The sequence below is a fragment of the Psychromonas sp. SP041 genome (assembly GCF_000470315.2).
GTDB lineage: Bacteria > Pseudomonadota > Gammaproteobacteria > Enterobacterales > Psychromonadaceae > Psychromonas.
Genome location: NZ_CBRF02000035.1, coordinates 12,812 through 27,932 on the forward strand (window position 1 = coordinate 12,812; position 15,121 = coordinate 27,932).

The following is a 15,121-nucleotide window of genomic DNA, read 5'->3' on the forward strand; positions in this document are numbered from 1 at the left end:
AAGAGGTTAAAATGCAAGCAGATATTTTTGATGTGACCGCGCAAGATTTTCAAACGGTAATTGCCCAAGGTTCAGTCAATAAACCTGTATTAGTTGCTTTTTGGTCTAGCCAATGCACACTCTGTCAATCGTTATTACCTTTGCTTGAACAATTACAAAGAGAGCATGCGAACGGTTTTACGCTAGCAAAAGTAAATTGTGATACCGAGCATCAAATTGTACAGCACTTTGAAATAAAAAGTGTTCCAACTGTTTATATGTTTGTAAATGGACAAGGTGTTGATGGTTTTGCAGGAGAACAAACACCGGCATTTATTAATGATTTTATTAATAAACATTTACCCGATCCTGCAATGGCTCTACTAGGTGACGCACAAACTTTATTTGCTCAAGGTAACCTTGAGGAAGCCAAATCAACGATTATCCAAGCACAAAAGCTTAATGCCACCGATAATCAAATTAAACTCGCATTGGCACAAATATATTTAGCATTAGGTGAGTTTGAAAATGCCAAACCTATTCTTGCAGAGATCCCAATGGCAGATCAAAATATGATCTATCATAGTTTAATCTCTGAATTAGAATTAGCAGAGCAATCTTCACAAACACCTGAAATAACGGCATTAGAAGCTGACTTATTAAGTGCAGAAGATAAATTGCCTATCCAATATCAACTGTCTATTCAATACCATCATGTTAAACGCTATCAAGAGGCACTTAATTTGCTATATAGCTTGTTAAGCAAAGATCTTGGTTATGAGAATGGCGATGCTAAAAAAACAATGTTAGATATTTTAGCAACCATTGATGACGCCGCATTAGTTTCTGAATATCGCCGTAAACTTTATAGCTTGTTGTATTAACTGATTTAAATGCAGCTTTAATAATATAAAGCTGCATTTAATTATTCAACGCTACATCGAGTTATTTTAGATATAGTTATTTGAGATAGACTTAATTTCAAATAGGTTTAATTTCAGATAGGCCTAATTACAAATAAACGGTATGCCACAGTAACAATAGCAACCATTTTACTTTCACTTCGAAAACTCTTTCATATAATTATCCCCTTCAAATAAAGCACCTCTAAATTGACTGTACAACGTCAACTTACAAAATAAACTATTAACGTTAAGGAAGCTTTACCATTGCTAAACTTGATTAAGTAATACAAATAAAACTATATCAAAATAGACTTTTGTATATAATGCCTCGCCCTATTTTTTGTCCTTATGAATTACCCATTTTATTGATACTTTTAGTTAATTTCTCGGAATACACATGCAACATAAATCAACCACACAAGCTATTTTACTGTTAGTACTTGCGAATTTACTGGCTTCTTTGTCTGATGTTTCATTAAAAGTGTTGAATGGTGAAGTACCTACTTTTCAATATGTGTTTATCCGTCAAATGATCAGTTTGTTTTTTATTCTTCCATTTTGGATAAGACTGCCAAAAATAAAATACAAAGAGGGTTTTGATATGATTACCTTTTGGCGAGCACAATTCATTGTTGGCGGAAGTGCCTGTGCAATGATTGCCATTACTCATTTAACATTAGCAACAGCAAATGCCATGTTTTATGTTGCCCCACTCATGATGTTACCGATGTCTATTTTTCTGCTCAAAGAAACGCCCCCACTTAGTAAATATATTGCGACGGGTATTGGTTTTATTGGCGTTTTGATTGTATTACGACCTGATCAGTTCCATTGGGCAGCTATTGTTGCCTTAGGTAGCGCATTAACAATGGCTTTTTGTAATGTGTTTATTCGCCGCCTCCCCGCAGGACAACATCTACTATCTACCTTATTTTGGACGACGGTAATGACTTTACCACTGGCTCTATTTTTAGCGTTATTCGAATGGGAATTTGTATCGTTAACAAATATATTATGGATTATAGCGATTAATATATTTGTATTGGGTTACCACGCAATAGTGGTTATTGCCTATAAAAAAGCAGATGTCAGTAATATTGCCTTAGCAGAATACTCTGGATTAGCATTTGTAACACTGTTTGGAATAATGTGGTTTGATGAAATACCAGATCTATTAACGGGTTTAGGCATACTGTTAATTGTTATTCCAATGATGCCACTTCCTTGGAAAAAATGGATAACAAAAGCTTAACAATAATACACTAAAAAAGGCTGTTAACATTCATGATGCAAAAGGCTTACAAGCGACATGTTTATTACTTGCTTACATTGCTATTTATAATTGATTCGCGTACTTTCAGATAAATTTTTAATAACATTATTTATCTTTCTATTGATGAGTTAATTCACCAAAGGTAGAAGAAAAATAAAAATAACAAAGGATGTACGATGAAAGTTATTAAGTTTCTACCATTTATATTTTTAATGTCACTGACTGGTTGTGAAGTACTAGGTCCTTCAGTAAAAGTAACGGGCCCTAAAGTGATTGTAGGTGACTCAGGTCATAATGAGGTTATTCACGTGAAAGAGTCTAAAAGTAACGGAAATTTTTGCCCGCCTGGCCAAGCTAAAAAAGGAAGATGTTAGTATTAACATTAATCATTAAAGTTAATACCAATATGTAAACTTAGATCCTGTTCATTTATGTTTTCTAAAAAGGGTATCGTTCCTAATAAAGGTGCATTAATGAACGTTTTTAATGTATCAATATTCTGTTCTACGTAAGGCATCTTTGGCTGTAAATGATTAGCAATCCATCCCGCTATGGTTAATCCACTTTGTTGAATGCTTTGCACGGTTAATAATGCATGATTTAAACAACCTAACTTTAAACCGATAACGACAATGACTGGCAATCGCTTTTCTATCACCCACTCAGAGAATAGTTGTTGATGATTAATAGGTAGATGCCAACCTCCAGCTCCTTCTACAAATAAAAATTGCGGTTGTTGCTGTTGTAAAAAATCTAACCCTTGGTCGATTAATGTCAGATTTATAGGTCGCTTATTTTCTATTGCAGCAATGTGAGGGGCTATAGGTTGCGTGTAAGCAATCGGATTAACCGCGTTATAACTTACCTTAATATTACAGTGTTGCTGTAGTATTAATGCATCTTCGTTACGTAAACCATCTTTTGTATGTTCACACCCAGCTGAAATAGGTTTATAAGCTAAAGTGCTTTTAAGTTGACGATTAGCAGCTTGTAATAACGCTTTAGTACAGACTGTTTTTCCAACATCAGTATCGGTCCCCGTTACAAAATAAGTGCCTGATTTTAAATTTGTTAATGATTGTAATTCAGTCATTTTTTATTCTCTGTTCTATTAACTTTTTGCGTCAGCTATGACATAACACACTTGATAGCTTAAGTTATATAAGCCATCATTATCGATAAATGGTTGATAGCCTTGTTCTAATTGTTTTAATAACTGTCTGCCCATGGTTCTATTTTTTTGCCCATCGTGAACATGATTGGCACCAATACCTTTTAACGCCTTCATTACTTCAATGACATCTGCATACTTTTTAACATGGGTTTGTGTCGTAATTCGTACATTATTAAAGCCTGATAATGCGAGTGCACTTTGCACACTTTCTTGTGTTAAGAAATGATTAATATGTGAGTTACGATCGACTACTTTCCAAGCTTGCTGCAACTCAATTAACGAACCATTTAATAACGTCGAAAAACATAATTGTCCTTGTTTATTTAAGGCTTTTTTGGCTTGTTCTAAACAAGTTACTAACTGTTCACTCCACTGTAGTACTAAGTTAGAAAAAATAAGATCAAATTGTCTAGTCGTGAATGGAAGTACGTCAATATCTCCCTGTACAAATTGACAACGAGTCATTCCTCTTTCAGCCGTTTGCTTTAACATTTCAGGTGACAAATCGAAACAAGTTAATTGAGCAGATTCATTGGTTTCGTTGAATAAAGCAGAGAAATAACCTGTACCACAGCCAAGGTCTAATATGGTATTGGCTTGCTTTATTGAATTGGGTATTAAATCAATTAAATGATGACCAATATCGCGTTGTAAATCAGCAAACTGATCATAATGTGCAGCCGCTTTTGAGAAAGAAGCTTGAACGGCTTTTTTATTAATTTTTTTATTGATTGAATTTGAGTTAATCCACTTATTACTGATCAAGGTTTGCATCAATGGCCTGTTTTATTTGTTTAACCAAGAACTCTATATCTTGCTTTTGATGATTTACTGTCAATGTCACCCTTAATCTTGCCGTATTATTAGGTACTGTAGGAGGCCGAATCGCCGTCGTCCAAATACCTGATTTTTTAAGAGTCTGACTGATCGTTATTGCTGTATCACTTGACCCGATCAATATAGGTTGAATAGCTGTATTTGAAGGCATTAATGGGAGTTCAAACTTCATTGCTAATAATTTAAAATAAGCAATTAATTCAGATAAGTGGTCGCGGCGCCATTGTTGTGTTTGTACTATCCGAGCGGACTCCCCGATACAATAAACCATGGCAGGCGGTAATCCTGTAGTGTAGATATAAGGTTTTGAAAAGTTTGTAATATAATCTATTAACTGACTAGAACCAGAAACAAATGCACCACCAATACCTAATGCTTTACCAAAGGTCGACATATAAATATCAATATCGTTATTGTTAATATTTTGGGCTGATACGCTGCCTGTCCCCTCTTTCCCTAAAACACCTAAGCCATGCGCATCATCAATCATTAACCATGCCTGATGAGATTGACATTGTTGTTGTAATGAATCGATTGGAGCACAATCACCATCCATACTAAACACGCCTTCTGAAATGACCAATTTATTATCGATCTCAGCATTAGCGCTTAAAATAGTCTGCAAATGTTGCATATTGTTATGTTTAAAGCGTTGCATTTTCACAGGGCTATTTGCCCCTGCTTCCATTAAAGAAGCATGATTTAACTTGTCTTGAATTAATAAATCATTTTTAGACAGTAATAATTTTATTATTGCTTGATTAGCTGAATAACCAGAACTGAATAAAGCGATAGACTCAACACCTAACCATTCTTGTAATTGCTGAGTAACATCACGGTGAACCTGATTATATCCAGTCACTAAGTATGAGCCTCCGCTACCGATACCAAATAAATCAGCCCCTTTTTTCCATGCATTAACTAAAGCAGGATCTGACGCTAATCCAAGGTAATCATTGCTTGAAAAATTAAGGTATTGCTTTCCATTAACGTCAATATAGCGAGATTGCTTACCATTAATAGGAACAGAAGAACGATATAAATGTTGTGACTTTCGCTGTTCGAGTTGATCATTAATAAAAGCGAAAGGTTTAATAGGCATATTTTCTATCTTATTGTTCATCGCTTTCATCACTGTAATAAAGGTTATGGCTAGAGCTGACTTGTTGCATCATAAAAAAGTTCGTCTTTTTCTGCATGGCGTACTATTGCAGCATCGACTTTCTTTTCAGTTTCGTAAGGAGAAAAATTAATTTCTTCTTTATTAATGCCTAATTTATTAAATAAACGCATATCTGAATTTTCGTCAGGATTAGCGGTGGTTAATAATTTACAACCGTAAAAAATGGAGTTTGCACCCGCCATAAAACAGAGCGCTTGTGTTTGCTCTGACATATCCTCACGTCCAGCAGATAACCGAACATGCGATTTAGGCATTAAAATACGTGCGATAGCGATTGTTTTAATAAATTCAAAATCATCGAGATCATCTACATTTTCTAAAGGAGTCCCTTTTACCTTAACTAATTTGTTAATAGGCACACTTTCAGGCTGCGCTGGCATATTGGCTAATTGAACTAATAATCCAGAACGGTCTTTACCTTCTTCACCTAATCCTACAATGCCGCCACTACATACTTTCATGCCAGCACTACGAACATTATCTAGGGTATCCAGTCTTTCTTGATACGAACGGGTAGTAATAATTTCACCGTAATACTCAGGTGACGTATCTAAGTTATGGTTGTAGTAATCTAAACCCGCATTAGATAATTGCTGAGCTTGATGATCATCAAGCGAACCTAAAGTCATACATGACTCTAGCCCTAATGATTTAACTTCTTTTATCATTTCAACTAGATAAGGCATATCTCTTTGTTTTGGATTTTTCCAAGCCGCCCCCATACAGAAACGAGTTGAACCGGTTGCTTTAGCATCTTTAGCCGCTTTAATCACCTTCTCAACTTCCATTAACGTTTCTTTTTCAAGACCCGTATCATAACGCGCACTTTGTGGACAATATTTACAGTCTTCTGGGCAAGCACCGGTTTTTATAGATAACAATGTGCTGACTTGCACTTGATTATTAGGAAAATTCGCACGATGTACCGTTTGTGCTTGAAACATTAAATCCATAAACGGTAACGCAAATAAGGCATTCACCTCTGTCACCGTCCAATCACGTCTAACTTGCGAGTTATTAACTATGCTCTCAGGCATAGTACTTGCCATTACATTTGACGTAGTGCTTGTTGTTGTCTTTTGCATCGTATTTAACATTATCTAATAACCTAGCTTGAAAAGTATTTGGTTAGTTTAATGTTGAAAGATACACTGTCAACTTAAAATAACCAATTAACTTTACATGTGATTATAAAATGAACAATGAAAATATATTAAGTACTAAAATCGATTTGTCTTACGATAAACAACACATTTGGCATCCTTATACATCAATGACGGCACCTATTCCTTGTTATCCTGTGGAAAGTGCGGATGGATGTTTAATCTCTTTACAATCTGGTGAAACATTAATAGATGGCATGTCATCTTGGTGGGCTTGCTTATTTGGTTATAACGTAAAAGAGTTGAATAAAGCAGCAACTGATCAGCTGTCTAAAATGTCGCATATTATGTTTGGTGGTTTAACTCATCAACCCGCTGTTGATCTTGCTAAAACATTAGTAGAAATAACACCCAAAGGATTAGATAAAGTATTCTTTAGCGATTCAGGGAGCGTGGCGGTAGAAGTGGCAATGAAAATGGCACTTCAGTATTGGCAGTCATTAGGTAAAAACAAAACAAAGTTTGTAGCACTAAAAAAGGGATATCACGGTGATACCTTTGCAGCCATGAGTGTCACTGATCCAGAAGGGTCTATGCATTCGCTTTATCAAGATTTTGTAGCAAAAAATTTCTTTACCGAACAACCTAACATCACATTTGATCAACCTTGGCATGAGAATGCCATGGATGATTTAACACAACTATTAAAAGAACATCATACTCAAATAGCAGCGTTAATTTTAGAACCTATTGTTCAAGGTGCTGGTGGAATGTATTTTTATCACCCAAACTACCTAAAAGCAGCTCGGGCATTATGTGATGAATACGGTGTGTTATTAATCGCTGATGAAATCGCTACCGGCTTTGGCCGAACAGGGAAATTATTTGCTTGTGAACACGCGAATATTAGTCCTGATATATTATGTTTAGGTAAAGCAATAACGGGTGGTTATATGAGTTTTGCAGCAACATTAACCACAACACATGTTGCAAAAACCATTAGTGAGGGTAAAGCGGGTGTCTTTATGCACGGCCCTACTTTCATGGGTAATGCGTTGGCCTGTGCAGTCGCAAATGCAAATTTAAAAATGTTATTAACAATAAATTGGCAACAATTAGTCTCTACCCTATCAGAGCAATTACAGAACCAACTTAGTCGTTGCAAAACATTACCTAGTGTAAATTCAGTGAGAGTGTTAGGTGCGATTGGCGTTGTTGAATTAAATCAAGCTGTGAATATGGTGGAGATACAAAAACAGTTTGTAGACTTAGGGGTATGGATCCGCCCTTTTGGTAAATTAATATATTTGATGCCACCTTACATTGCATCAGAACAACAAATAAACAAATTATGTGATGCCATTTACCAAGTGTGCAAAACCATGGACTAACCACTCCAATCCTATATTTCAAGTGACGTTTGTTAGTTAAAATACAGTGGTAAAACCCGTGTTACACACTACACCGACGAAAGCTTAAGATTATATACACGATTAAAGGTCAATAGTGCCATTAATATAGAATGAGAGGCTTGTATCTAAATCTGTCCGAGGTAATATATGCAGCTATCAATATTTTTAGTATAAAACAGTTAAGACTGTGATTATGGAGCACTATTTAAGATGTCAAAAACACTCATTGTTGATATTTTCAACAGCAAATTTGCATTAGGCAGCCAAGTAACAGTAAAAGGTTGGATCCGCACTCGACGTGATTCAAAAGCTGGCATCTCTTTTCTAAATATTTATGACGGTTCATGCTTCGATCCTATTCAAGCTGTTGTCCCTTCAGAATTAGAAAATTATACTGCTGATGTATTAAATTTATCAGCGGGTTGTAGCGTTGCCGTTACTGGTGAATTAGTTGAAAGCCCAGGAAAAGGCCAACAGTTTGAGCTACAAGCAACATCAGTAGTAGTGCATGGTTTTGTACAAGACCCAGATACTTACCCAATGTCAGCTAAGCGACATAGTATTGAATACATGCGTGAACATGCTCACCTTCGTCCTCGTACTAACATGTTTGGTGCAGTAACACGTGTTCGTAACTGTTTATCACATGCTATTCATAACTTCTTTTATGAACGTGGATTTAACTGGATCAGCACGCCAATCATTACAGGTAGTGACTGTGAAGGTGCTGGTGAAATGTTCCAAGTTAGTACATTAGATATGGAAAACTTACCGCTCAACGCTGAAGGTAAAGTAGATTACAAAAAAGACTTCTTCGGTAAAGAAACATTCTTAACGGTTTCTGGTCAATTAAATGCTGAAACGTATGCTTGTGCATTAAGTAATGTTTACACGTTTGGTCCTACATTCCGTGCAGAAAATTCAAATACAACACGTCACTTAGCTGAATTCTGGATGGTTGAACCTGAAATTGCTTTTGCTGATTTATCAGATGCTGCACAATTAGCTGAAGATATGTTGAAATATGTATTTAACGCCGTATTAACTGAACGTGCAGATGATATGGCGTTCTTTGCAGAACGTGTCGATAAAGAAGCAATTACACGATTACAAAACATGGTTAACTCTGAGTTTGTTCGCATGGATTACACCGATGCCATTGATATTCTACAAAAATGTGACAAAACATTTGAATACCCTGTTGAATGGGGTGTAGATTTACAATCTGAGCATGAACGTTACCTAGCTGAAGAGCATGTTGGCGCACCGATTATCCTACAAAATTACCCTAAAGATATTAAAGCTTTCTACATGAAATTAAATGCAGATGGTAAAACAGTAGCGGCAATGGATGTATTAGCGCCAGGTATCGGTGAAATCATCGGTGGTAGTCAACGTGAAGAAGACTTAGTCGCTTTAGATAAACGCCTTGAAGAAATGGGCTTAGATAAAGAAGATTACAGCTGGTACCGTGATTTACGTAAATACGGAACAGTACCTCATGCTGGATTTGGTCTTGGTTTTGAGCGTCTAGTTTCTTATGTAACAGGTGTACAAAACATCCGTGATGTAATTGCATTCCCTCGTGCTCCAGGTACTGCTGAATTTTAAAGTTTGAAGATTAAAAGTGACTTATTAACTGTTCTATTGATTGAATTATCAACTGAGCGATCAATGATTGAATAACTTTTATTTTTTAACTTTAGAAATCAAAAAAACCAGCTTCTCGCTGGTTTTTTTATGTTTCTTTTTTAATACCGATTACATTAAATATGTTATCTAAATTTTTCGCTGTAAAAACAGTTCAATTCAGACGTAAATGACTGTTCCCTTTACGAAATTTACAACGAGAAAGTGGACTGTTTTAACAAAAAAAATAGATAAGCTATTTATTGTGATGGGTATAATTTACCTTAAATTTGTACTGCCACCTTCGATACCACGACGTCAAAGTATCTGACTCGTCACTTCTCTTCATTGAATCGATCGATGTTATTAGATTAAAGAATATTAATCTATTTCATTAATGTACAACCCTCATTCCGATATGATTAAACAAAGTTGATTATTAAACAAAAGTAGATGATTAAACTAGTGCATTCGTTCTTTATCGATCATCATTTTATAGTGACTCTTCTTTATTTATTTATTTATTTATTTATTTATCAAGCATTGGGTCAACAGCTTATTAAATGACAGATACAAAAAAGCACAACCTGAGCTGTGCTTTTCATAAAACGATAAGGCTAAATTATGATTCGTTATACATCTCTAAATTAGCAATTTCTTCTTTTTGAATTTGTACTTTTTTAGCATCTTCACTACGTAGGCTTGCTAAATAATCAAAGTATTCTTTGTTGATACCAGGCGTGACGTATTTACCGTCAAAAACTGAACATTCAAACTCTTTGATTGCAGGATTTTGTTTACCAACTGCATCTTTTAAATCTTGTAGATCTTGGAAAATCAGCTTATCAGTACCGATGCAATCACTGATTTGTTCAGCGTTACGACCATGTGCAATCAACTCTTCCGGTGTTGGCATATCAATACCATACACATTTGGGTGACGTACTTCTGGTGCCGCTGACGCTAAATAAACTTTCTTAGCACCAGCTTCTCTTACCATTTCAATAATCTGTTCCGATGTTGTACCACGTACAATAGAGTCATCAACTAACAGTACATTTTTACCTTTAAACTCAGCAGAGATTGGGTTCAATTTACGACGTACTGATTTACGACGTTGAGTTTGCCCTGGCATGATAAAAGTACGACCGATGTAGCGATTTTTTACAAAACCTTGACGGTACGGAAGGCCCAATTCAACAGAAATTTCTAATGCAATATCATTTGACGTTTCTGGAATAGGAATAACCGCATCGATCTCTAAATCAGACCATTCACGTTTAATTTTAGCACCTAATTTACGGCCCATTTCTAAACGTGCTTCATATACCGAAATACCATTTAATGTTGAATCAGGACGAGCAAAGTAAACGTACTCAAAGATACAAGGCGTTAATGATGTTTTTTCAGCACATTGTTGCGTAAATAATTTTCTATTTTCTGTAATGTATACCGCTTCACCCGGTTCAACATCACGTAGAAATCTAAACCCAATAGTATCAAGTCCAACACTTTCTGAGGCAACGATATACTCGATATCACCTTCGTCAGTTTGGCGAGAGCCAAGCACTAAAGGACGAATACCATCAGGGTCACGAAAAGCAATTAAACCATGATCAATGATCAATGCAGTTACGGCATAAGCACCGCTAATTTGTTTATGCACTTCAGCGATAGCATGGAAAATATCGTCTGGTGATAAGTGATCCGTTTTTGTTTTACCTAATTCAGCAGCCAATGTGTTTAATAGCAGCTCAGAATCTGAAGTGGTATTGATATGACGGCGAGATTTAACTAATGCAGCACGTAGGTCTTTTGCATTCGTTAAGTTACCGTTATGCGCTAATGAGATACCCCAAGGTGAATTAACATAGAATGGTTGAGCTTCAGCAGCACTAGAGCTACCTGCAGTAGGATAACGAACGTGGCCAATACCACTGTTACCTTTTAAACGTTGCATATGTTTAGTTTCAAAAACATCTTTCACTAAACCGTTTGCTTTACGTTGTTTAAAGTTACCATTGTAAGTTGTCACAATACCAGCGGCATCTTGTCCACGGTGTTGTAAAACGGTCAACGCATCATAAATACTTTGATTGACAGGAGTTGAACCAACTATACCCACTATTCCACACATAAATTAAAGCCTTTCTATTTTTAAGAGAGTTCACAAAAAAGCACAAACAAATGTGCTTTTTAATTGAGGACTAATTTTTGCTAATCAACGATTATATCTTGGTTGATTGTATATTTTTTAGAAAGCTTGATGAGCTCTCTAAATGTTCGAAAAACCATGTAATGACAATAGCAAAATGAGGAGGTAATTGAGCCTCTTTCCACCATAGTGTTTCTTCGAATGAGGTTATGTAGTCAGCGAAAAATAATAATGCACTAACAATCAAAATACCGCGTATCGCACCAAAGATAACACCAAGTAACCTATCGGTACCTGATAAACCTGTGACTGCAACAAGACGATTAATAATGTAGTTGACGAGAGCGCCAATCAATAATGTAGCGATGAAGAGGATCGCAATAGCTGCACTATTACGTATTTTAAGGTCTTCAATGCCAGTAATGAACTGTGCCATTTCGGGATAAAAGTTGCTGGCGACAAAAAAGGCAGCGAACCAAGTGACGAGGGAGACAGCTTCTTTAGTGAAGCCTCGGATTAAGCTAATTAATGATGATAAACCAATTACACCCAGTATGGCGAAATCAAACCAATTCATACTATCCCTAAATATTGTAGTGAGTCTTTAACGCGCGCATTCTATCAGAGAATGTTTTAAAAGGCTTCAAAAACTAAGGTGCAATTGGGTTAAATGGCACTAACTTACCATTTAAACTTGTTAAGCTTTTCAATCTTGGTAGTTTTTCTTCTAATTTTTCTTTTGATATATCAGGTCCAACAAACACACGAGTCAGTTGTCCATCAATGACTTCTTTAGGAACCGTATGAGCTTGAAAGCCAGCTTTATTCAATTTTTTCAATAATGTATTAATATTGGCTTTGTTTTGAAAAGCCCCTAATTGTATCGTCCAAGCAGGGTCATCAAATACAGGGGCTTTAACAGTAACGGGTTTAGGAGTCGGTGCTGATTTAATTTCTGCTGGTTGTGCTGTTGGTTCGTCTATAACCACTGTTGAAGCGACTTCTTCAACTTTCCAGTCAGAAGTGCTTTCTGTCTCACTTTGATCATCACCGTTAGGTTCATTTTCAATAATAAGTTGTTCGTTATTGACTGCAGTTGTTTCAGGGAAAGTTTTAGAGTGTTCTTTTAATTCAGGTTTAATCGGTGTGGCTACAAATTCTTGTTGGTACGTTGTTTTTTTACCATCAATTAATGACGGTAAAAAAATAACAACAAGTGCAACTAATATTGTGACGCCTACTAAACGGTTTTTAAACTGAGAATCCACGTTCTATACCTTGCTAATGGGTTAAAATATCTGAAACGGTATGAAAAGAACCGAATACAATCACTATATCAGATGCATCGCTATTCTTAACTACCTTATCAACTGCACAGGTGACATTTTTATAACAGGTCACAGTATGATCATTATTTAAACTTTTTTTATAAGCTTCTAAAAGCAGCTCTGCAGAAGCGCCTCTATAACAATTTAGGTCAACAAAACTGTATTCTGAAATGTGTAAATTAATGGCAGACAAAGTGGCAGTCATATCTTTATCTGACAACATCCCAACAACGCCATGCACTTTACAGCCCTCACCTTTAGCTTCTTTTAAACGTTTTAATTGAGACGCTAAATATTCTGCGGACTGCGGGTTATGAGCGACATCGATATAAAGATCGCAATGATAACCTGCTAATGCTTGTAAACGTCCCACTAATGATGCGTTTTCAATAGAGGATATCAATTTTTCAGGTGCAATATCAATGGATAAAGCTTCGATTACTGCGAGTGCTGTCGATGCGTTTTGCATTGGCATTAATGTTTGCTTAATTGGCGATAATGTTTGTTTACCATTCCATGCCCAAGTATTTTCATCAAGTACTTCAAAAGAGAAATCTCGAGAAGCCAATTTTAATTGTGATGAAATAGCAGCAGCATGGTCAATAACTGATTGTGGCACATCGAGCTCGCCGCAAATAGCTGGTTTATTTGATCTGAATACACCTGCTTTTTCAAAGCCAATGACTTCTCTATCGCTGCCAAGCCAATCAATATGATCGATACCAATCGTTGTCACTACACTAATATCCGACTCAACCATATTGGTTGCATCTAAGCGTCCACCTAATCCCACTTCTAATAAAATATAATCACATTGCTGTTGTTGTAAAAGATATAAACACGCTAATGTTGCGTATTCAAAATAACTCAGAGAGATATCAAGACGTGCTTTTTCAATAACAGCAAACGCTTCGCAATGTCGTTGATCATCAAGTTCACGAAAGTTAATACGAAGACGTTCATTATAACGGTGAATATGAGGTGAACTGTAAACACCCACTTTGAAACCTGCATCAATCAATATTTTTTCTAAGTAAGCACAAGTCGTTCCTTTACCATTAGTACCGGCGACTGTGATGACTTTAGCATCGAAATTAATTAGATTTAAACGCTTACCGACTTCAGTGATTCGTTTTAATCCTAATTCAATAACATTAGGATGTAATTGCTCTAGGTGCTTTAACCAAGTCGTTAAATCATTTGCTGAAAAAGGGATATTTGATGTTTTAGTTGTCATAGTGTTTTGTCACATTAAATGTCTAAAAATAAAGGACCGCAAGCAGGTCTTGGTAAATGAAATTGTTCTGGGTAATCCACCTCAACGAGATATAAACCACCTGGTTTAGCGGTTGCTGCCGCTTTTGATCTGTCTTTATAAGTAAGCAAAGTACCTAACCAATCAACAGGTTGTTTGCCTTGCCCTACTTCAATTAAACTACCCGCAATATTACGCACCATGTGGTGTAAAAAGGCATTAGCTTTAATATCAATAATAATAAAGTCACTGCGTCGTGTAATATTTAAATATTCAATAGTACGGACTGGGCTGTTAGCTTGGCAATGTAATGCTCTAAAAGAAGTAAAGTCATGTTGTCCAACTATAAATTGCCCTGCTTGCTGCATTATATCGGCGTCTAAATCACAATGATAATGGCTCAAACCTTTACTGAGAATACCTGGACGGTAAACACCATTATAAATAATGTAACGATAACGACGCGCAGTTGCACTGAATCGCGCATGAAATGAATCATCAACTTCTTTAACCCAACGCACGGCTATATCACCGGGTAATTTAGCATTCACACCTAATGTCCAAGCACTCACTTGTCGATCTGAATCGGTATCAAAATGAACAATTTGTCCTGTACCGTGAACACCAGCATCGGTTCTACCTGCACAATTAACCGTTACGGGATGGTTTGCAATATTAGATAATGCTTTTTCTAGCTCTTCTTGAACAGAATTAACTTCTTTTTGTCTTTGCCAACCATAATAATTAGCACCATCGTATTCAATACCTAAAGCTATGCGCATTTGAAACCATCCTTTGAAAAAACGCTAGTATATACAAATGTTTAAAAATTTAAACCAGCAACAAGATGTTAGGTATGAACAACACTGTTAGTCGCTGAAAAATCAA

14 protein-coding genes are annotated in these 15,121 nt (G+C 36.1%); 5 read left to right on the forward strand and 9 right to left on the reverse strand.

Going from position 1 to position 15,121, the window contains the following annotated elements:
* Nucleotides 1–11 precede the first annotated feature (11 nt).
* The 3 genes from SP041_RS16475 to SP041_RS16485 all read left to right on the forward strand — a co-directional run bounded on the left by SP041_RS16475 (nt 12) and on the right by SP041_RS16485 (nt 2,531).
* Nucleotides 12–863 carry a tetratricopeptide repeat protein gene (locus SP041_RS16475; RefSeq protein ID WP_025566014.1) on the forward strand — a complete coding sequence of 284 codons (852 nt, stop codon included), beginning with the start codon at nt 12–14 and terminating at the stop codon, nt 861–863.
* A 418-nt stretch (nt 864–1,281) separates the two neighbouring features.
* Nucleotides 1,282–2,136, forward strand: coding sequence for a DMT family transporter (locus tag SP041_RS16480; RefSeq protein ID WP_037050746.1), 855 nt, complete (start codon nt 1,282–1,284; stop codon nt 2,134–2,136).
* 197 nt (nt 2,137–2,333) lie between these two features.
* A complete protein-coding gene (locus tag SP041_RS16485; protein WP_025566015.1) occupies nt 2,334–2,531 on the forward strand; it encodes a hypothetical protein in 198 nt (65 codons plus the stop codon).
* A gap of 8 nt (nt 2,532–2,539) precedes the next feature.
* On the opposite strand, the gene bioD is transcribed toward SP041_RS16485, so the two are convergent.
* Genes bioD through bioB form a run of 4 tightly spaced genes read right to left on the reverse strand, consistent with a single transcriptional unit; the run spans nt 2,540 to nt 6,400 of the window.
* Nucleotides 2,540–3,250: a dethiobiotin synthase gene (gene bioD, locus SP041_RS16490; RefSeq protein ID WP_025566016.1), complete on the reverse strand. Its 711-nt coding sequence runs from the start codon at nt 3,248–3,250 to the stop codon at nt 2,540–2,542.
* An 18-nt stretch (nt 3,251–3,268) separates the two neighbouring features.
* Nucleotides 3,269–4,105: a malonyl-ACP O-methyltransferase BioC gene (gene bioC, locus SP041_RS16495; protein ID WP_037050748.1), complete on the reverse strand. Its 837-nt coding sequence runs from the start codon at nt 4,103–4,105 to the stop codon at nt 3,269–3,271.
* A complete protein-coding gene (gene bioF, locus SP041_RS16500; protein ID WP_240791487.1) occupies nt 4,086–5,291 on the reverse strand; it encodes an 8-amino-7-oxononanoate synthase in 1,206 nt (401 codons plus the stop codon). The genes bioC and bioF overlap by 20 nt, the downstream gene beginning before the upstream one ends.
* 29 nt (nt 5,292–5,320) lie before the next feature.
* Nucleotides 5,321–6,400 (reverse strand): biotin synthase BioB, encoded by a 1,080-nt coding sequence (bioB, locus tag SP041_RS16505; protein WP_205961211.1) that lies wholly within the window; start codon nt 6,398–6,400, stop codon nt 5,321–5,323.
* Between the two features lie 146 nt (nt 6,401–6,546).
* On the opposite strand from bioB, the gene bioA reads away from it, so the two are divergent.
* Together bioA and asnS are read left to right on the forward strand one after the other, a co-directional pair.
* Complete coding sequence (gene bioA / locus SP041_RS16510; RefSeq protein ID WP_051368654.1) at nt 6,547–7,845, forward strand: adenosylmethionine--8-amino-7-oxononanoate transaminase; 1,299 nt, start codon at nt 6,547–6,549, stop codon at nt 7,843–7,845.
* Between the two features lie 231 nt (nt 7,846–8,076).
* Nucleotides 8,077–9,477: an asparagine--tRNA ligase gene (asnS, locus tag SP041_RS16515; protein WP_025566021.1), complete on the forward strand. Its 1,401-nt coding sequence runs from the start codon at nt 8,077–8,079 to the stop codon at nt 9,475–9,477.
* A 640-nt stretch (nt 9,478–10,117) separates the two neighbouring features.
* On the opposite strand, the gene purF is transcribed toward asnS, so the two are convergent.
* The 5 genes from purF to truA all read right to left on the reverse strand — a co-directional run bounded on the left by purF (nt 10,118) and on the right by truA (nt 15,015).
* The gene (gene purF / locus SP041_RS16520) at nt 10,118–11,632 is read right to left on the reverse strand and encodes an amidophosphoribosyltransferase (RefSeq protein ID WP_025566022.1); all 1,515 of its coding nucleotides are present in this window, start codon (nt 11,630–11,632) and stop codon (nt 10,118–10,120) included.
* A 91-nt stretch (nt 11,633–11,723) separates the two neighbouring features.
* On the reverse strand, nt 11,724–12,227 hold the full coding sequence (locus tag SP041_RS16525) for a CvpA family protein (protein ID WP_025566023.1): 504 nt from the start codon (nt 12,225–12,227) through the stop codon (nt 11,724–11,726).
* A 73-nt stretch (nt 12,228–12,300) separates the two neighbouring features.
* A complete protein-coding gene (locus SP041_RS16530) occupies nt 12,301–12,918 on the reverse strand; it encodes an SPOR domain-containing protein (protein WP_025566024.1) in 618 nt (205 codons plus the stop codon).
* 13 nt (nt 12,919–12,931) lie between these two features.
* Entirely contained in the window at nt 12,932–14,215 is a 1,284-nt protein-coding gene (gene folC, locus SP041_RS16535) for a bifunctional tetrahydrofolate synthase/dihydrofolate synthase (RefSeq protein WP_037050752.1), read from the reverse strand.
* Nucleotides 14,216–14,229: 14 nt separating this feature from the next.
* Entirely contained in the window at nt 14,230–15,015 is a 786-nt protein-coding gene (gene truA / locus SP041_RS16540; RefSeq protein ID WP_025566025.1) for a tRNA pseudouridine(38-40) synthase TruA, read from the reverse strand.
* Nucleotides 15,016–15,121 lie beyond the last annotated feature (106 nt).

Coding starts and splice junctions, on each gene's coding strand:
- purF (WP_025566022.1), bottom strand. CDS start 11,632: ATGTGTGGAATAGTGGGTATAGTTGGTTCAACTCCTGTCAATCAAAGT.
- folC (WP_037050752.1), bottom strand. CDS start 14,215: ATGACAACTAAAACATCAAATATCCCTTTTTCAGCAAATGATTTAACG.
- bioD (WP_025566016.1), bottom strand. CDS start 3,250: ATGACTGAATTACAATCATTAACAAATTTAAAATCAGGCACTTATTTT.
- SP041_RS16485 (WP_025566015.1), top strand. CDS start 2,334: ATGAAAGTTATTAAGTTTCTACCATTTATATTTTTAATGTCACTGACT.
- truA (WP_025566025.1), bottom strand. CDS start 15,015: ATGCGCATAGCTTTAGGTATTGAATACGATGGTGCTAATTATTATGGT.
- asnS (WP_025566021.1), top strand. CDS start 8,077: ATGTCAAAAACACTCATTGTTGATATTTTCAACAGCAAATTTGCATTA.
- bioC (WP_037050748.1), bottom strand. CDS start 4,105: ATGCAAACCTTGATCAGTAATAAGTGGATTAACTCAAATTCAATCAAT.
- bioA (WP_051368654.1), top strand. CDS start 6,547: ATGAACAATGAAAATATATTAAGTACTAAAATCGATTTGTCTTACGAT.
- SP041_RS16480 (WP_037050746.1), top strand. CDS start 1,282: ATGCAACATAAATCAACCACACAAGCTATTTTACTGTTAGTACTTGCG.
- SP041_RS16525 (WP_025566023.1), bottom strand. CDS start 12,227: ATGAATTGGTTTGATTTCGCCATACTGGGTGTAATTGGTTTATCATCA.
- SP041_RS16475 (WP_025566014.1), top strand. CDS start 12: ATGCAAGCAGATATTTTTGATGTGACCGCGCAAGATTTTCAAACGGTA.
- bioF (WP_240791487.1), bottom strand. CDS start 5,291: ATGAACAATAAGATAGAAAATATGCCTATTAAACCTTTCGCTTTTATT.
- bioB (WP_205961211.1), bottom strand. CDS start 6,400: ATGGCAAGTACTATGCCTGAGAGCATAGTTAATAACTCGCAAGTTAGA.